Here is a 16,669-nt window from a genome sequence, read left to right on the forward strand (position 1 = left end):
GCTTATCAGCAGGCTGGACAATGGAACAATATGAACATCAATACAGACAGGCATTTGCAGAAGCTGCAAAAGCCGCTGATCATACATGGAAAGCTGGTAAACCAATACCGGAGGGTGCATTGGATGGCATTACAAGAGAGTCTGTTGAGAGTGGCAGGAAGTCAGTAGATATAAAGTTATAGATAGATTTATTTGTGAGCCACGAGGTGAAACTAAGATAATGGGTTTTAAGGAGGAAAAATAGGATATGAAAATATCTAATTACATGAATAATACGAATTCAATAATGGAAAAAAATACTGATAAAGTACAGAAAGGAAATAGTCAGACAAACGAAAAACATACAGTGGGGCAATCAGTGAAGCTTTCGATTTCTAATGAGGGATTGGAGTATTATCGTAATCGTATACAGCAGAGTGGACAGGAAAAATATGATGATGTGGTTCAAAGAAAGGAACTGTTAGCGAGTAAAAAAATCAGTGATATTGATTATAGTTATGAAATTCAAAAGAAGGCAGCACAGCAGAATCAAAATGTTGATACAGGAAAAAGTGCCTTAAATATTACTGACAAGGCAAATAATTATGTTAAAGCATACGCAGAATTATATGATGAAATTGTGAAGGGCTATGAAAATGGAACCAGAGAAATATATGTAGCTGATGAAAATGGAACTCGTAAGCTTACACGGGATGAAGAATTAAGCAATTTAGATGTAGCATATAAAAAAACAGTGGATGACTTTGTGACAATGGAGACAACAAATCAGCATGCCCGTGGAATTATCGGTGAAGAAATGAATAAAATTTCAAAAATTACATCAAGGTCTGCATTAGCGTCAGATTACATTGGGGAACAGAAAACAAAGGGAAAGGACGAAATCCCAGAAAATTTAACTGAGAAAATGTATGGTGCAATCACATCATTTAAGGAAAAATATACAATGATTCATCATAATCAAAATCAGTTTTGATGTTATTGGAGCGTCACCAGAAGAATGTTACGGTTATGCAGGTCCAGTAGGAAAGAGTGGATCAGAAACAGCGAATGACGGAGAATCTTGGTGGGAGAAGCGCCACGAAAGAATGGAAGAACTTATGAAAGAACAGGAAAAGGAAGCAGTAAAAAGAGCACAGGCAAGACGAAAAGCTGTACAAAACGAATATCTAAATAGCCAGTTGGCGGCGGCAGCATATGAGAAAAGCAGTATTATTTTACCAGATAATCCTGTTATACAGTAGGCTCATCTTTTGACAGGAAAGCATAAGAATGCAGGTAAGATATTTTTCGGGAGGAAGGATAAGAAATGGAAATAAACAGTAATCATTCTACATATGGTGCGGCATTTCGCCAAAAACCAATTTTTTTCATGTCAGGGAAGGAAACAGTGGCATTTTTTGAAGGAAAACTGAAGAAAAATATGACACTTCAAGAGGATACCTGTACACTTGGCAGCAATGACACTTATCGCAGACAGCATACTACTTATGAGGTTTCTGACAAGAAGGAAAGTACATTTCTGGATCTGGATTTTCTGATCAAGGACGAAACCAGCAGTCTGAAAGGAAGTCTCAGCGATAAAAAGGATGTGGATTTCTACAACTTTTCCATCCCTTTTAACCGGACGATACAGAATTACTTCGGTGTCCAAATCTATATGGACATGCCGGAAGGCTGCGATTATGACCTCACCTTATATGATGAATATGGCAATCAGGTCGGAAAGGCAGAATGGGATGGGGAAGGACGGAAAACACTGACCATCCCGAACTGGGATACAAATACCAATAAATATTGTATCAAAATAGAAAACAAAAATGGGGAAGAAGTTTCTCCAGATGATTATTATAAAATCAGTTTCAAGGTTACGGAAAATAAAGAACAGGAAAAGACCGATGCCATAAGGGAGGCATTCGGGAACCTTCACGGTGCATACAGCCGGAAAGATGAAAATTGGAGGGAATGCCTCGACAAATATAATGAAGTCCTGATGGATACAGAGAAAAATTATACAAAAGAAATGGAGAAACTCCACCAGAAGCAGTTTGAAAGTCTGCCGGAAGAAAAGAAATACAAAGGCGGGCGCACAGTGGATGAATTGTTGCAGGACATGGCAGAAGGAAAGACACTGGATGATGTGGAAATGGAGTATGTGAAAATTTTTGCCAACCTGAAAGATTTTGAGAAAGCACAGCAGAAGGCGGAACTGAAACATGATTTTTCCGAGGATTTTGTAAAGGATCTGGAAAGCAAAGGTATCTCACGTGATGAGCTGGATGGAATGCAGATAAAGATTGAAAGCAATGGGAATGTAACAGTGAGCGGTATCGAAGATAAAGAAGTCCGGGAACAGGTTCAGAAACTGGTAGAAGAAAAGTACAGTGACCGGATGTATCAGTATTACACAGGAATTGCTGACAGTGTGGGAAATCTGTCGTCTAATACCTATCAGTATGCCACGGATGTGCAGGAAGTCAGGCGTTACTTAAAAGGGGTTACGGGAGAAGATATTTCTCTGGAGAACCTTTATCTGACACCGGACGGAAAAATTGGCGGGTTGCCGGAAAAAGCCGCTAATCTGATCAACAAAACAAAAGACAATGCCAAGATAGAGCGGATAAAGGATGCATTGATAAATATTATAGGACATAACAGGACAAGCGGTGATCTGGGGATTCCCGATTTTACTTCGGAGTTTCAATTCAGCAATGGCGCTTTCTCTGTGGCAGACAGAGGTTTTACGGTGGATATGGCGGCATTGGACAGAAGGCTGACGCCCCAACCCCATGATAACATGTATTCGGATATGTATGAGTACAGTTTCAGGAAAGTATTATGATACAACATCAGAAGGAGGTAATTAAATGCGTATTGGTTCGGGAGTGCAAAGTGCATCGGAAGTATTTGGAAAGCAGCAAAATAATAGCAAAACATATGTTGCCGAAAATGAGGCATTTTCTCAGACATCAGTGAAGGTGTATTTAAAGACGGATGATATGTTGTTTTCAGGTGGAAATGGAACAGGTCTTTCGTTTTATATTAAATACGCAGAAGAGTCAACAGAGGATAATCCTGTAGTGATAGCCAAAGGAGTTGACGAAAATGGAAAAGAATTTGAAGAAAAAATTAATATTAACGATATTGATTTGAGAAATGCTTCTTATGTTGAAATGAGTGCTTTGGAGGCATATTATGATGTTGATAGGGGTAATGGTCTCAGCTCTCTTCCAGAAGAAACTGGTCACATGGGATTAAATGAAAGATGCGACCTTATATCCAGCTTTGAAAAGGTTATTCGGGATATGAATAAATTAGGAAGGTATGATTTGCAGATGTTTTATATGCGAAATATGAATACTTATCTAAATGCAAACAGTAAGCATAAATAGTGCTTAGTTATTTGAATATAGTAGAAAATATTGATATAAAGGAGGTTATAGCTATGCAGATTAGTGGATATTCCAGTGCCGCAATGTTGGCATATCGTTCTTCTGGTATGAAGCAAAAAGCAGGCACAGTGAAAATGCAGGATTTTTCTCAGATGGTACAGAACACAAGCGCACAGGCAACAAGCCAAACAGATAAGACAGCGGCAACAAAGGAAGTATCCGAAGTTGATGAGATGGCAGCGTTCAAGCAGGAAATCTATGAGGAACTGGCTGAAATTGATAAAATGAACTCCTCGGCTATTTTGTCCAATTCTGTACATATCACAGAAGATGGATTCAAAAGAATGAAGGAAGATCCCGCCTATCGCAAAGAAATTATGGATTGGCTTCGTGCAGATGCAAGAGCTTCTCATGGGCTTCCATTTGGTGTCCATGTTACAACAACAATTACAGGAGCTGGAGCAACTTGCTACGGGGCACATGTTTACCATGATGATAGTGCAGCAACCAAAGCCGCTAAAAAGGATTTGGCTGATAAGAAGGCAAAAGGTTCATTTTATCATTCTGATCGTACCTATGCTGACCGTAGAGCCGCACAGCGCAAGAGGGACAGCGAGTATGTGGCAAGTGAACGCCAAAAGCGGGAACTTATGCAGAAGATGATGCTGGAAAAGCATATCGACCAAAAGGCACAGCGACAAGCACTTGATCAGAGAATTCTAGCACAAAATGTAGTTGACCAGAAGTATGTTCAAGACTACCTGTTGGGAATGCAAGAAAGTAAAAGCTGGAACATTTGAGTATAAATAAATTCATTTATACTTTTATGTAATAATTATGGGAAGGAGATACCGCTACAGGGGGGATTATAAATATGGTAAATACCGCTGTAAATAGCAATATTTATGCAGGAAGAAAACCTGGTTCAAAATATAACCAGTCACATACTTTTCAACAAAAGGAAGTATTAGAGGTACCGGATGGTGCAGCAGTTAACAAATATGCAAATGTTCAAGAAATCTATGAGGCATTAAAATATAACGCGTCATATAGAGTAGATAAACAGGAGCAGGATGAAATTGCTGAGAAAGAAATTCAAAATGAAGAACCAGAAATAAGCAATGATTCCAGTGAAAAAATGACGCATGGTACCAGGGTGTTCCTTTGAAAGAATGGGCATTAACGGATCCTAAATACACGGATTCAGAAACGGGAATTTCATGGTATATTAGAGACGGAAAATATCCGTATATGGTAGGTGAGGATGCAGAAAAGTTCCGAAAACTTTGTGAAGAATCCGGGGAGTTCCCTCTAAAGAAATTTGGGGAAATGACGGGATTAATACAGAAATTAGATGACAATACAGTAGCGTATGTGGGTGATAACGGAATTGCAGTTAAATCTAAAGATGGGAAAGAGATGTTTGTGGACACATCAGGCTTGTCATATGATATTCTTATGGATATGTTCAGAAATTTGCCTAGAAATGGGAATTTTTTCAGCAATAAGTATTGGTCAGATAATATACAGAAAGCACAGGCTCGGAGCTGATGATACGTTATATTGCAAGAGTGTGTATGCTTGGACTCCGATAGGAGAAAGCAGATTGGTTCTGATTGACAGAAGAATCATATGGTTTTAGGATTGATTTTTTCAATCATAGGATTTATGGAGCGTAAGTAAAATGACTTTGGGGTTGTAAACGAGTGTGATGATATGGGGCTGGGAGAACAAGTTATTTTATCCGATAAAAAAAGCAATATAACGATGCAATCAAGGCTTATGAGCATACCGGTAACGGTGTAAGCTGGTCGCAGTTTGAATGGAAAACTTACGATACACAGATGACAGTCACATTTGAGGATTCGGTGAAAGTTGAAAGCATTTCAAAAGGAATGAATGTGATAAATGGGTAGATGCAATGGTAAATAGGAGGGACATGGTCTGCCGAAAGCATTGGATGCCTATTAAATATTCGGGAGGGAATCTGACCTATCAGGATTACGCAAGCGATATCCGGGAAATTTTAGCATATAAACAGACTCAGCACAAAGGTATTATGTCTGGGTTAAATGTACAGTTTGTCATGGCAGACGGTACAATTCAGATAAAATGATTGGAGGAATAGAAGTATGCACATTGGTTCTGGTCTGAATACCGTATCTTCATTGTACGGTCAACAAAAAGGTAATCAAATGAAAACTCCTGCATCTGGGGAAAAGACATTTTATACGGCAGAAAAACCGAAGGTATATCAGATATTTACAACAGATAATATGTTGTGGACAGGAGGTAATGGTACAGGTCTTTCTTATTGCCTTAAATATGCGGATGATTCGACGGATGAAAATCCAGTGGTGTTAGCGAAAGGTGTGGATGAAAACGGGAAAGAGTTTGAGCAAAGAATTTATATCAATGATGTTAATCCATCAAATGCTACAGTAGTCGAAATGCGTGCATTGGAGGCACATTACAAAGTGGAAAAGCAGGGAGGTTTCACGTCTCTGTCGCTTGAAGCTGGTAATATGGGACTTAACGACAGAAGAGATTTTATCGCAATGTTCAAAAAAAGCATAGAAGATTTAAACAAATTGGGAAGGTTTGACTTATCGTTGCTTTGGACGAAAAGTATGGATACATATCTTAATTTGCCAAATGCAAATAGTAAGTATAAATAGTGCTTAGTCATTTGAACATAGGAAAAAAAGAGAACTTGGATTACATATCATATTGAGGCTGAGAGAAATCCAATAGATGACATAGTCGGAAGAACTCCGAATAATGAAGAAAAAATGTGGAAAATAAAATGAAAAAAGTTTATCGATAGGGTTCCAGTATGATTTACATGATACAGATTATAAGACTTATATAAGGCAGGGGGATAATATGGTTACTGTAAATAATTCTGACTATTATAATAACATTCCAGCGGGCAGGGATTTAAACAACCTGCCCAATACTTCCAGTGCTGGTACAACTGTAGGTTATCAATATGATGGACTTACAGAGGAGGATCGTTTCGTACAAAAAGTTTTGCAGGAGCATTATGATAAAGTGTACAAAGAAAATTTGTCTCATTCTGATCCAATGGCATATATCGAATCAAAATATTGTGATGTGACCTCACCTAATTTTTGCTCATATATGACAGAAGACCAGCGTTCCATAGCTTACCGTACAGAGAAAAGAATGTTACAATCCGGAGGAAAACCTGTGGGTGGATTTGCACGGTATGATTATGCATTAAGGAATTACAAGGATGTATATACAGGTGGTTCAAGAAGTGTTGGTTATGTACGCAATACTGACAGGGAAAAACAGCATGCCAGAAGTGTTGTAAATCAGCAAATTTCAAATCTACTTTCAAAGAATGGGATATCAATATCAAAACAGGCAGATTTGGTATTTTCTATTGACCCATATACATATCAACTAACGGTGTCGGGAAATGCAGATAGAGATACATTATCGCAGATAGAAAAATTGCTGAATGAAGGAGATAATGCAAAAAATATTTGGACGCATGCGTGGATTTGTATGCATGATGCAGATAATGAAATTGTTAATTCGCAGGCAAATATGACAAAGGCAAACCAATATTCTTTATGGCATGAAGTGTATGAGACAACTGGATATGATGCACGCAATGCGACATATAAAAATGGTACTTTTATTGCAGAGGATGGTACAGATTTACTGGCATTGTTTAAGGAAAAATCTAAAAATGGTGCAGGGTATGAACTTTATTCTAAGAGATGGCTGCAATATGCTAAAAATGGCTGGAAGAAAGAAAATGATTTGGTATTAAAAATAGGATTTGACAGCAGTGGATTGTATGATATAGGGCAGGAAAGAGGATATGGAGCAACGCAGAATATGTGGATGAAAGGTATTAGTCAAAGTATATTTGAAGCTAGCGTGTGATCAATATTATATTGATTCTGAGAGAAATCCAACAGGTGGCATAGTTGGAAGGACTCCGAATAATGAAAGGAGATATGTTAATATGGCAGTTACAGGAATAGGAACTTATGCGTCATATACGAATAGTTATGGCAATACACAAAATGCTGGAAACAAAACGGGCAGGACATATAAGAATGCCCATGAATATAAGAACTATTTAACACAAAAATACGATTGTTTACGAAGCAGGGATTATTCCGTAAATATAAACAGTTCTCTTTTGTCAGAGGCTATGGGAGATGAAAAGACAAAACAATGGTTGGAGTACAATTTATCGCTAATACCAAAAACAATAGAACAGTCAAGAGCTTATGTGGCAGCAAGAGGAGCAAAGATACTGAGTTATAGTATTACTATAAATGGATATGATAGCATGAGTTCTGTAATGTGTACTCAAGATGAAGTTGATCCGGGAACAGAAAAAGCAAGGAAAGAACTTGAAGAAAGACTCGAGAAAAGGAAAGCAGAAAAGAAAGAGACAGAGGAAAGACTGGAAAAACAGCGTGCCGAAAAACAGGAGCAGGAAGAACGGCAATATAATCTGAAAATTGATGGAAAAGATGTAGATGACCTGACAGGAAAAATGGTGGAATTGCTAGGTACTTCAACTTCTATAGGAGTGACAGAAAATGGAGTTTCGGCATTTGATGTGCTGGCATAGAAACTGATATGAGTATGCCGGGATGTATTGACATGCAGAATGTATTTTTATTTCTTTCAGTGGGACTGGTTGCGATTAACCTTATCCTTATGGAGTTCATGCAGAATACCATTGAAAAAGAAGAGAGAATAAAAATTGCGGTACTTACGGAACAAAATCAGAAAAATCGTATTGCAAATTATCAGGACCGGGAAGAAATCTATGAGCGTCAGCGAAGAAAAATGCACGATTATAAAAATCAGCTTTCCACAATCCAGACATTGATAAAGAATGGACACACAGATGAGGCACTTTCATTTACGCAGAAGCTGACAGAGAGCATAGCTGTCGAGATGTCGGCAATCAACACAAATCATCCGGTGGTCAATGCTGTTTTAAACCAGAAGTACCGCAGCATGCAGGAGAAACACATAGCAGTGATCCTAAAAGTAGGGGATCTGCAGGAGATCTGTCTGGAGGAGGAAGAGATCGTGATCCTGCTCTCCAATTTACTGGATAATGCAATCCGGGAGAGTGAAAAAGTACTGAAAAATACCGGAAAAGCGGTCATTCATCTGAAATTAGAGTGCGAAGATCATAAACTGATATTTGCGGTAGTATGAACAGACAATGATATTCTGTATTTTAGAAATATAATATTTTTCTGTAGGATCAAATAATGTTAGCTTTGATGTTATTGGAGCGTCACCGGAAGAATGATATGGTTATGCAGGTCCGGTAGGAAAGAGTGGACTAGAAACAGCTAATGATGGAGAAACTTGGTGGGAGAAACGTCATAAGCGGTTGGAGGAATTTATTGAAGAACAGATTGAAAAAAATCAAAAGGAACATTTGATAAAACGTAAACAAATGGAAGATGTATATAGAAGTCGGACATATGAAAGTAAACAAAGACTGTCCAATCTATTGAATAACTCAAATGCTAACAGTGATAATGTCAATATTCAGTCATTGGTGTCAACAGCAGCTTCTAGTTATGAAAAGAGCATTGAGATGGTATCTCATGATAAAATCTGAATTATTACATGATTATAATCAAATTATTGGATGAACAATAATTTTGTTTATAAAATATTAGAAGAAGGAGGTTGGTGATATTATGAATATATTTTTTAACAGCCGAATAAATGCTAATCAGTCATTGCTTAATGTTCTGTTTGGTCAACAGCAAAAAGCGGCAAGCAGTCAAAACACTGGTTGTAGAGGCACAAGAGATACCTTAACGATAAGTGCATCGGGAAAGGAAAAACTGACAAAAAGTACAAGTGGAAGAACACATAATACAAGTATTGACAGTAGCATTGACTTAAAGTCCTATATAGTTTCAGCAAAAAAAACGAATCAAGAGCTCATTGAGAATGCAGGAACACAGATTAATGCGAAAACAAGTGAATATATGAGTACAGGTAAAGCATTTAGGGCGGCATTAACGGAAAAGTATTCTAAGCTTGCCGCAGAAGCAAAAACACATTCTAACCCAGAAAATTATATTCATTCCAAGTATTTTGATAAGAGTTCAGAGTATTACGAGACTAATTTGACTGATACAGAACGTAGGATTGCATATAATTATGAGATGCAGATGTGCCGGACAGGAAAAATAAATGGTGTAAATTATCAGGATTCTTTGTTCAGGGGAATTGAAGTGGACGGCGACAGTGTAGATTCGGATAAAATCCAATTTGAAAGAGCATTGGTAAATTCGCAGATTTCAAATATTTTAAAGCAGGCTGGTGTCGATACATCTTCTATTACGAAAGATTGTACTTTTACTGTCGATCCATACAGTTACGAGATAACGGTAGATGGCGTGGATGAAGAAACAAAGGTGTTGATGCAGAATGCTTTAAATGTAGGTAATAATGGGAAAAATCTCTATAAGCATATCTATTATTGCTCAACACAAGATGGCTGTGAGAGTTCTCAAGTAACAGAGGAATCAAAGATGAAATACGAAGCATATCATCAGGTTTATAGTTATACAGGATATGAATTAGACAAACTTGAGGAAAAAAATGGGACATATTATACGGAGTCGGGAGAGAATATATTAGACTTAGTGGATAGTGCAGTTGAAAGTTCCGGAAAAGTTCCGAAAGAGTTTAAGCAGCAAATGAATAATTGGATACATGACCTGGTTTCAACTATTTCAACCAGAGGATGGAACAATGTGCCAGATATGACTTTAAGCATTTTATATGGAAAGAGCAGCTTAAAGGATATGAACCAGTTGATTACATACCAGTATGAAGCTGATCGTATGAACAGACAATGGTATTCTGTGCTTTAGAAATATAATATTTTTTTGCAAACTGGTTGAAAAATTACGAAAAAAGGAGAACCCTGTATGGGAATTGGAATCATCCAGAATCATAGTCAGTATAAGAATATTTGTGGTAATTATACATATCATATGCCGGCTCCGGTATGCCAATCAAAAATGAAGGACTTAGGTGATGAATTTGTTCTGACGGAAAAAATGATGGAGACAATAATCTTTATCGTAATGCTTTTACGGGGGCATCTACAAGTGCAACAGTAAAAGGATACGGTTCGGGAGTTGTGGATTTATCGTTATTGAACATTGGCACCAATAAGAACAATCGTTTTATTGGTTTATTGAGTAATGACAGGGATGAGGAATATCGTCTGGCTGGCTATGTAGAGGAATTAGATCGTTTTTTGAATAAGGTATCAAATGGGAACGTAACAGTAGATGATTTATGATGTTCTGGCTTATAAAAAGGAAAATGGGACGATTCCAAGATATCAGATTCAGATGGATGTGGGAGGCAATTAAAATAAGTAGTATAGGAAGTCAGTAGTGCATGAATAAACTGCTGACTTCTTTTTTTGATAGATACAGTCACTCCCAGGAGCGTGTGCCGGATAAAACAAATTAACAGGAGGCAGATAAAGCGATATATGTGATATTCTATTTCACAACAAAAAAAGGTCTGTTCACAACATGGTGGCTAGCTATTTAAAGAACTTTTCCGATATTATAAATATAATTGTATGTAAGTAAGGAAGTGACAAGATGCAAATAGCAATCTGTGATGATGAAAAATCTATAGGATTGATATTAGAAGAAAAAATAAAGAAATTATTACCGGATGCAGTAATAGAAAAATATTTATCTGGTGATGAATTGATTGCAAGTGGTTGTGAGCCGGATATTCTATTTTTGGATATTCAGATGCCAGGAATGGATGGAATGGAAACGGCAAGGATTCTGCGTCAGAAAAATGAAAGAATGGTATTGATATTTGTAACTGCTGTGGAGGAGTATGTTTTTCAGGCATTTGATGTTGCAGCATTTCATTATCTGGTGAAACCGTTTTCAGATGAAAAATTTGAAGAAGTTGTGAAACGTGCAGTCAGAAGCATTGAAAAATATTCTGAAAATCAATCGGATGAAAAATACATGATGGTGCAGTCCGGAGGAAGCCATATGAAAGTGTTTTTGAAGGATATTGTGTATGCTGAGGTATATAATCGAAAAGTCATTATCCATACACGGGATACGAATATTGAATATTATGGAAAATTGCAGGAACTGAGTGAAATTGCGGGAGCAGATTTTTTTCGTACACACAGAGCCTACCTCGTACATTTCAAATATGTTCAGAAATATGATGCAAATTGTGTGACGATGGAAAATGGAACTGCATTGATTGCAAAACAGAATTATTCTGAGTTTGTAAAACAATATTTGAAATATAATCAGAGGAAAGGAAAAGAAATCGGATGAGTTTGGTAGAAAAATGCTGGATGGTTACATCGAAAATTTCTGTTATCGCACTCCTTATGATTACAGGAATCTATTTTGGAAAATTTGTTTGTCCCTATATAAAAAAGAAAAAAGGGGCTGTGGCAGTCAGTATTGTTTATATTACGATTATGCTTGTTTTATATATGATTCCGCCACAGATTGATAATTTTTCCGCATATCTGATTGGAGTTATAGCAGCGTTTCTTGTGATGTATGCAGAGGACAGAAGAAATATATATCAGAAAATATTTCTTGCAATTACGTTCTTTTCTATCCGATGGTTAACGGTTGCAATGGCAGCCAGACTTGATGATCTTGTTACAAAAGCACTTGTATTTCGGAATATGAGTGCAGAAAAAGTGTGGTTGCAATACGGACTATATGTTGGAACCAGAGTTTTGGATATTGTACTTTGTATTGCTTTTATTGCGGTTGCAATAGGACTGATCAATAAAGCGTATATATACAAAAAAGATGAAATGAGCATCAAAGAGATGGTAATGCTTATTATACCTTCACTTGTAGGCGTCACTGGGTATGGCATTTTACAATATTATCTCATGATATACGAAAGAGATACTGGAAAGAACTTGATTGATACATATGGATTTTATGGAGCTTTAAGCTTTTTACACTATCTGATTTCCATAGTTGCTATTCTTGTTGTGATTGTAATGTTTCAAAACTGGAAAGAGATGCAGGAAGAACAGCGGGGACAAGAGCTGGTATTAAATCAGATCAGTGACATGAAAAAGCATATCGAGGAAGTCGAAAAGTTGTATCGGGATATCCGCTCCATGCGCCATGATATGGGAAATCATATACAGACACTGGAACATCTGGTGGCACATAATAATATGGATGATGCTACAGAATACTTGGAACATCTGAAAAATGAATGGGACGAGGTATCTCCGGAAATAAAGACAGGAAGTCCGGTAATTGATGTCATTTTGATGGAAAAGCTGAGAGAAGCAAAAGAAAGGCAGATTCGGTTTCTGTCGGATTTTCATTATCCGCAGAATACGAAGTTAAATGCATTTGATTTGAGTGTGATCATGAATAATGCCTTGAATAACTGCATGGAAAATGTAAGTGGAGATGATCCGTATATCAGCATTTCTTCTTTTCGGAAAAACAGTATCTTTATGATAACCATAAAAAACAGTTTTTGGGGTCAGCTTAATTTTGGTGACAGCGATTTGCCAGAAACAACCAAATCTGGGAGGGAACATGGAATGGGTCTGAATAACATTCGCCGGGTTGCCAGAATGTATATGGGAGATATATCTTTGGAGCAGGGAAATGAGGAAGTAATCCTTAGCATTATGATGCAGGTAGAATAAAGAAATAAATTGGCACTATGTATTTTGTAAATTACAGAAATATGTAGTGATTTCTTGATGCTTCACAACGAAAAAAGGGCGGTTCACAACATCACGGTTTATTGTGAAGAAAGATATGCCGAAAGAAAAAATAAAGAGAAATCATGTTATACAGATTTTCAGGAAACGGATTTCAGAGTATTAGCTCAAGGAGGACAACGAAATGATGAAAATTAATGGATTTAACGGAACGAATACGCAGACAGGAGCAATAGGAATGGCACAGGCGAATGATTCTGTGAGTAAAAATATTCAGAATCAGATTGCAAATGCACAGCAGAAATTGCAGGACTTATCATCAAATGAAGAACTGTCATTAGAGGATAAGATGAAGAAACGTCAGGAGATACAACAGGAAATTACAAATCTCAATCAACAGTTAAGACAGCACCAGATTGAACAGAGAAAGGAACAGCAGAGTAAAAAATCATCTATGGATGATATGGTGGCTGGTACAAAAAATACATCTGCAAAGAAAGGAACAGGCTTGTCACAGGCAGGTATGCGGGCAATGATTTCCGCAGATTCATCTATGAAGCAAGCAAAAGTGCAGGGTAGTATGGCAACACAGATGGAAGGAAGAGCCGGTGTGCTTGAGTCTGAAATCAAGCAGGATGCTGGAAAAGGCAATACCGAAAAGAAAGAAGAAGAACTGGCAGATTTGCAGGCAAAAGCGCAGTCTGCAACAGTAGCACAGATGTCTTCACTTTCAGATGCAAATAAATCTATGGAAGAAGCAGCAAAGACAGACAACAGTACAGATGCAGCAGAAACAAAGAAGGATCAACCTCAGAAAGCAGAGAATACACAGGAAAATGCAGATACGACAACAGATGCATCAGAGAATGCAGATATCAAAACAGAAACAGCAGAAACAATAACAAATCCAGCATCAGAAAGTGGACAGTCGGTAGTATATACACCGATAGATATACGTTTATAGTTCAGAAAGGAGGCTGGTGTTATGTCAGAAATCAAAAGTTTTAGTGATTATACAAGTAAATATAACAGCAATGTAGATTTTTCAGCGTTGTTTAGTGGAACGTCAGATAGTTCATCAGTAGGCAATACAAATATGCTTTCTGATTATGCTGCAATCAAAAATGGAAGCTATGGAAAACTTATGAAAGCATATTATGCAAAACAGGATGCTGAAAAATTATCGGGAAAAGGTGATACTTCACAAAAACTTACCTTGATGAAAACAAGTGCAGATTCTCTGAAAAAATCAGCAGATGCTTTGAATGACTCTTCTCTTTGGGAAAAAAAGAAAATAAAAAAGAAAGATGAAAAAACGGGGGAAGAGATTGAGGTAGAGGATTATGACTGGGATAAAATCACCAAGGCAGTAAAATCTTTTGTTGAAGATTATAATGATGTAGTTAAGGAAGCCGGAGAATCTAATACAAAGGATGTATTGCGAAATGCTTCATGGATGACTGGAATGACAGACAAAAACAGTAATATGCTTGCCAAAATAGGTATTACCATAGGAAAAGGAAACAAGTTGGAATTAGATGAGGATGCTTTAAAGCAGGCAGATATCAGTTCGCTGAAAACGGTCTTTACAGGATATAATTCTTTTGTAAGCAAAATATCGCAGAAAGCAACTGGTATATCGAATGCTGCAAACCGGGCGAGTGCAACCTATACAAATAATGGTACGTACTCTAAGACGGATGCTTCTTTGACATCGAGCAAGATAGATAAAGAAGTATAGAAAGTGTGGACTAATTTAGGGAGGTTGCTATGAAAGTTCAAGGAAATAGGTATATTAATAATCCAGAGATGATAAAAAATAAGGTTGAGAAGAAAACAACTGTTCCTCAGAATATTATTTCGGAGGATGATGTGAAAATCAGTGATTCAGCAAGAAAGTTAGTTGAGACTGCTCGTAATAAGGTATCGGATTTTCATACAATGCATTTTTCATCTATTAATGGAGAAATAAGAGAGATACCTGCAGAATATAAATGTGAAAATTTGTTTCAATTGGAATTAAAGGCGTCTTCTATTTCAGGAGATCGAAGTGTCTTTGAGGGACATTCTGAGAATCAGGCTGCGGTTTTTGAGAAGTGGATAGATGAAAATGCGGCAGAATATTTATCAGAAGATGAAAGAAATACATTAAAAGAGCAGATCGGCACAATGGTGGCAGCGGTAGATGACTTGAATGCCAGGGAAGGGTATCGTGGTACTTCATTTGAATCGGTATTTTTATTAAGTGCAAGTGAGGCTGGATTAAACAAAATAAATAAAATGTATGTCCCGGAGCAATTACAGGCAGGTTTTTCAGATATGATTGACGAATATGTTCATTTTAATGAGTCGGCACGCAATTCTATCATGGAGAGAATGACACCGGATTATATGGTTGTCGGAATAGGGAGCAAAACAGAAGCTTATAAGTACAAATCAGAAATCATCTCCGATGAGAGAGCTTTCTATACGAATGAGAAAATGGAAATGACCGGTTTGTGTGACAAATTTTTAAATGATGAAATAGATAAGGATTCATTTTATGATGGGCTGAAAGGTTACTTGAATCATTACTATGAAAACAGATATGAATTAAGAAATCAGCCGGGAAGTGTTAGAGAAAAATCAAACGATATGCTGGACAAATTGCAGCATATGTTTGGCGTTTAATGTTGAAAAAGGGTTTGGAGACTAGCTATGAAGACAGTAACAGATGTAAACACAGTAAACCAGCTATTGACATATTCAAAGCAAGCAGAGGCAGGAATACACCAAAAAGCAATACAGATGTTGCTTGGAGTAGGAAATAATAAAAAACAGGACAGTTTAAGTATTTCTGATGCTGCACGAGGCTTTTCAAAGCAATCAATAGCTGCACTGATAGATAAAAATGCGAATATTTCTAACAGTGAATTGGCTTATTATTTTGCAAACTATAATAATTCAAGTGCTATTTTGAATGCAATCAATTTTGGGGAGAATGTTTCCTGTGGATATAATTCTGATTTTAAGGAGTACGGGGTTATTTCCTTTGACCTTAATGGGAGCAGACAGGTAGTACCTAATTATGCAGTACCGAAAATGAATACAAGCACCATGTCAGGCATTTGTGCTGCAAATAATTCTTTGGTATTAAGTAATAAAAGTTATTATTCATGGACAACATCAAGTGGCGGTAAATATACATGGACGGTCAACAATGGAAGGATAGGCTGGGCAGCCTCGGAATCGTTGCTTGCAGAGAATACAAATCAAAAAGGGACAAATTATAAGTGGGAAATGCGCAAAGCAAGTAATATTTTATCTGATCTGGCACAGGGAAAGAGTGTGTGGGGTTATCTCTACAGTAATGAGGAAGTACTGTCAGTCTGTGAGAAAGTCGGGATTTCTCCGGGATTCTTTTCTATAGATACGGGAGCAGGAAAACACACTTATTTATTGCAGGAATCAGGAAAGACCATAAATGTTGACGCCAAGATAAAACAGTTAAATGATATAAACTGGATAGAAATCG

At 37.2% G+C, this 16,669-nt stretch carries 22 protein-coding genes; all 22 read left to right on the top strand.

The window, feature by feature from the left end:
- A partial coding sequence (locus DWW33_RS13050) for a DUF3879 family protein (RefSeq protein ID WP_199650785.1) occupies positions 1–182 on the top strand: 182 nt, incomplete at its 5' end.
- 65 nt (positions 183–247) lie between these two features.
- The gene (locus tag DWW33_RS13055) at positions 248–973 is read left to right on the top strand and encodes a hypothetical protein (protein ID WP_117830880.1); all 726 of its coding nucleotides are present in this window, start codon (positions 248–250) and stop codon (positions 971–973) included.
- Between the two features lie 124 nt (positions 974–1,097).
- Entirely contained in the window at positions 1,098–1,241 is a 144-nt protein-coding gene (locus tag DWW33_RS16025; RefSeq protein WP_243000856.1) for a hypothetical protein, read from the top strand.
- Positions 1,242–1,387: 146 nt separating this feature from the next.
- Positions 1,388–2,839 (top strand): hypothetical protein, encoded by a 1,452-nt coding sequence (locus tag DWW33_RS13065; protein WP_243088672.1) that lies wholly within the window; start codon positions 1,388–1,390, stop codon positions 2,837–2,839.
- 25 nt (positions 2,840–2,864) lie between these two features.
- The gene (locus DWW33_RS13070) at positions 2,865–3,389 is read left to right on the top strand and encodes a hypothetical protein (protein ID WP_117830882.1); all 525 of its coding nucleotides are present in this window, start codon (positions 2,865–2,867) and stop codon (positions 3,387–3,389) included.
- Between the two features lie 53 nt (positions 3,390–3,442).
- Positions 3,443–4,189: a hypothetical protein gene (locus DWW33_RS13075; RefSeq protein WP_118352011.1), complete on the top strand. Its 747-nt coding sequence runs from the start codon at positions 3,443–3,445 to the stop codon at positions 4,187–4,189.
- A gap of 74 nt (positions 4,190–4,263) precedes the next feature.
- A complete protein-coding gene (locus DWW33_RS16030) occupies positions 4,264–4,557 on the top strand; it encodes a hypothetical protein (RefSeq protein WP_243088673.1) in 294 nt (97 codons plus the stop codon).
- On the top strand, positions 4,554–4,940 hold the full coding sequence (locus tag DWW33_RS16035; RefSeq protein WP_243000860.1) for a hypothetical protein: 387 nt from the start codon (positions 4,554–4,556) through the stop codon (positions 4,938–4,940). Before DWW33_RS16030 ends, DWW33_RS16035 begins: the two co-directional genes overlap by 4 nt.
- 388 nt (positions 4,941–5,328) lie before the next feature.
- Positions 5,329–5,505, top strand: coding sequence for a hypothetical protein (locus tag DWW33_RS13085; protein WP_243000861.1), 177 nt, complete (start codon positions 5,329–5,331; stop codon positions 5,503–5,505).
- A gap of 16 nt (positions 5,506–5,521) precedes the next feature.
- Complete coding sequence (locus DWW33_RS13090) at positions 5,522–6,067, top strand: hypothetical protein (protein ID WP_118639679.1); 546 nt, start codon at positions 5,522–5,524, stop codon at positions 6,065–6,067.
- A gap of 208 nt (positions 6,068–6,275) precedes the next feature.
- Entirely contained in the window at positions 6,276–7,313 is a 1,038-nt protein-coding gene (locus DWW33_RS13095; protein WP_118088387.1) for a DUF4885 family protein, read from the top strand.
- An 82-nt stretch (positions 7,314–7,395) separates the two neighbouring features.
- A complete protein-coding gene (locus DWW33_RS13100) occupies positions 7,396–8,016 on the top strand; it encodes a DUF6033 family protein (RefSeq protein WP_242994363.1) in 621 nt (206 codons plus the stop codon).
- Between the two features lie 32 nt (positions 8,017–8,048).
- Positions 8,049–8,618 (top strand): sensor histidine kinase, encoded by a 570-nt coding sequence (locus DWW33_RS13105; RefSeq protein ID WP_242986288.1) that lies wholly within the window; start codon positions 8,049–8,051, stop codon positions 8,616–8,618.
- A gap of 497 nt (positions 8,619–9,115) precedes the next feature.
- Positions 9,116–10,306, top strand: coding sequence for a DUF4885 family protein (locus tag DWW33_RS13115; RefSeq protein WP_117699210.1), 1,191 nt, complete (start codon positions 9,116–9,118; stop codon positions 10,304–10,306).
- A 57-nt stretch (positions 10,307–10,363) separates the two neighbouring features.
- Positions 10,364–10,558, top strand: coding sequence for a hypothetical protein (locus DWW33_RS13120; RefSeq protein WP_117699209.1), 195 nt, complete (start codon positions 10,364–10,366; stop codon positions 10,556–10,558).
- Between the two features lie 35 nt (positions 10,559–10,593).
- Complete coding sequence (locus DWW33_RS15730; RefSeq protein WP_158552130.1) at positions 10,594–10,743, top strand: hypothetical protein; 150 nt, start codon at positions 10,594–10,596, stop codon at positions 10,741–10,743.
- Between the two features lie 313 nt (positions 10,744–11,056).
- Positions 11,057–11,770, top strand: coding sequence for a LytR/AlgR family response regulator transcription factor (locus DWW33_RS13125; protein WP_117686938.1), 714 nt, complete (start codon positions 11,057–11,059; stop codon positions 11,768–11,770).
- Complete coding sequence (locus DWW33_RS13130) at positions 11,767–13,137, top strand: sensor histidine kinase (protein ID WP_118088386.1); 1,371 nt, start codon at positions 11,767–11,769, stop codon at positions 13,135–13,137. The genes DWW33_RS13125 and DWW33_RS13130 overlap by 4 nt, the downstream gene beginning before the upstream one ends.
- Positions 13,138–13,342: 205 nt before the next feature.
- Positions 13,343–14,119, top strand: coding sequence for a FlxA-like family protein (locus DWW33_RS13135; protein WP_199534956.1), 777 nt, complete (start codon positions 13,343–13,345; stop codon positions 14,117–14,119).
- Positions 14,120–14,140: 21 nt separating this feature from the next.
- Positions 14,141–14,896 carry a flagellar filament capping protein FliD gene (gene fliD / locus DWW33_RS16040; protein ID WP_242986286.1) on the top strand — a complete coding sequence of 252 codons (756 nt, stop codon included), beginning with the start codon at positions 14,141–14,143 and terminating at the stop codon, positions 14,894–14,896.
- Between the two features lie 29 nt (positions 14,897–14,925).
- Positions 14,926–15,825, top strand: coding sequence for a hypothetical protein (locus tag DWW33_RS13145; protein WP_118088384.1), 900 nt, complete (start codon positions 14,926–14,928; stop codon positions 15,823–15,825).
- Between the two features lie 27 nt (positions 15,826–15,852).
- On the top strand, positions 15,853–16,669 hold an 817-nt coding region (locus DWW33_RS13150), incomplete at its 3' end, for a hypothetical protein (protein ID WP_243088676.1).

The organism is Roseburia sp. AF15-21 (genome assembly GCF_003479505.1).
GTDB lineage: Bacteria > Bacillota > Clostridia > Lachnospirales > Lachnospiraceae > Roseburia_C > Roseburia_C amylophila.

What these genes read in the sequence shown, in the direction of transcription:
- DWW33_RS13055 (WP_117830880.1), top strand. Translation starts at nt 248, where the DNA reads ATGAAAATATCTAATTACATGAATAATACGAATTCAATAATGGAAAAA.
- DWW33_RS16025 (WP_243000856.1), top strand. Translation starts at nt 1,098, where the DNA reads ATGAAAGAACAGGAAAAGGAAGCAGTAAAAAGAGCACAGGCAAGACGA.
- DWW33_RS13070 (WP_117830882.1), top strand. Translation starts at nt 2,865, where the DNA reads ATGCGTATTGGTTCGGGAGTGCAAAGTGCATCGGAAGTATTTGGAAAG.
- DWW33_RS13075 (WP_118352011.1), top strand. Translation starts at nt 3,443, where the DNA reads ATGCAGATTAGTGGATATTCCAGTGCCGCAATGTTGGCATATCGTTCT.
- DWW33_RS16030 (WP_243088673.1), top strand. Translation starts at nt 4,264, where the DNA reads ATGGTAAATACCGCTGTAAATAGCAATATTTATGCAGGAAGAAAACCT.
- DWW33_RS13085 (WP_243000861.1), top strand. Translation starts at nt 5,329, where the DNA reads ATGGTCTGCCGAAAGCATTGGATGCCTATTAAATATTCGGGAGGGAAT.
- DWW33_RS13090 (WP_118639679.1), top strand. Translation starts at nt 5,522, where the DNA reads ATGCACATTGGTTCTGGTCTGAATACCGTATCTTCATTGTACGGTCAA.
- DWW33_RS13095 (WP_118088387.1), top strand. Translation starts at nt 6,276, where the DNA reads ATGGTTACTGTAAATAATTCTGACTATTATAATAACATTCCAGCGGGC.
- DWW33_RS13100 (WP_242994363.1), top strand. Translation starts at nt 7,396, where the DNA reads ATGGCAGTTACAGGAATAGGAACTTATGCGTCATATACGAATAGTTAT.
- DWW33_RS13105 (WP_242986288.1), top strand. Translation starts at nt 8,049, where the DNA reads ATGCAGAATGTATTTTTATTTCTTTCAGTGGGACTGGTTGCGATTAAC.
- DWW33_RS13115 (WP_117699210.1), top strand. Translation starts at nt 9,116, where the DNA reads ATGAATATATTTTTTAACAGCCGAATAAATGCTAATCAGTCATTGCTT.
- DWW33_RS13120 (WP_117699209.1), top strand. Translation starts at nt 10,364, where the DNA reads ATGGGAATTGGAATCATCCAGAATCATAGTCAGTATAAGAATATTTGT.
- DWW33_RS13125 (WP_117686938.1), top strand. Translation starts at nt 11,057, where the DNA reads ATGCAAATAGCAATCTGTGATGATGAAAAATCTATAGGATTGATATTA.
- DWW33_RS13130 (WP_118088386.1), top strand. Translation starts at nt 11,767, where the DNA reads ATGAGTTTGGTAGAAAAATGCTGGATGGTTACATCGAAAATTTCTGTT.
- DWW33_RS13135 (WP_199534956.1), top strand. Translation starts at nt 13,343, where the DNA reads ATGAAAATTAATGGATTTAACGGAACGAATACGCAGACAGGAGCAATA.
- fliD (WP_242986286.1), top strand. Translation starts at nt 14,141, where the DNA reads ATGTCAGAAATCAAAAGTTTTAGTGATTATACAAGTAAATATAACAGC.
- DWW33_RS13145 (WP_118088384.1), top strand. Translation starts at nt 14,926, where the DNA reads ATGAAAGTTCAAGGAAATAGGTATATTAATAATCCAGAGATGATAAAA.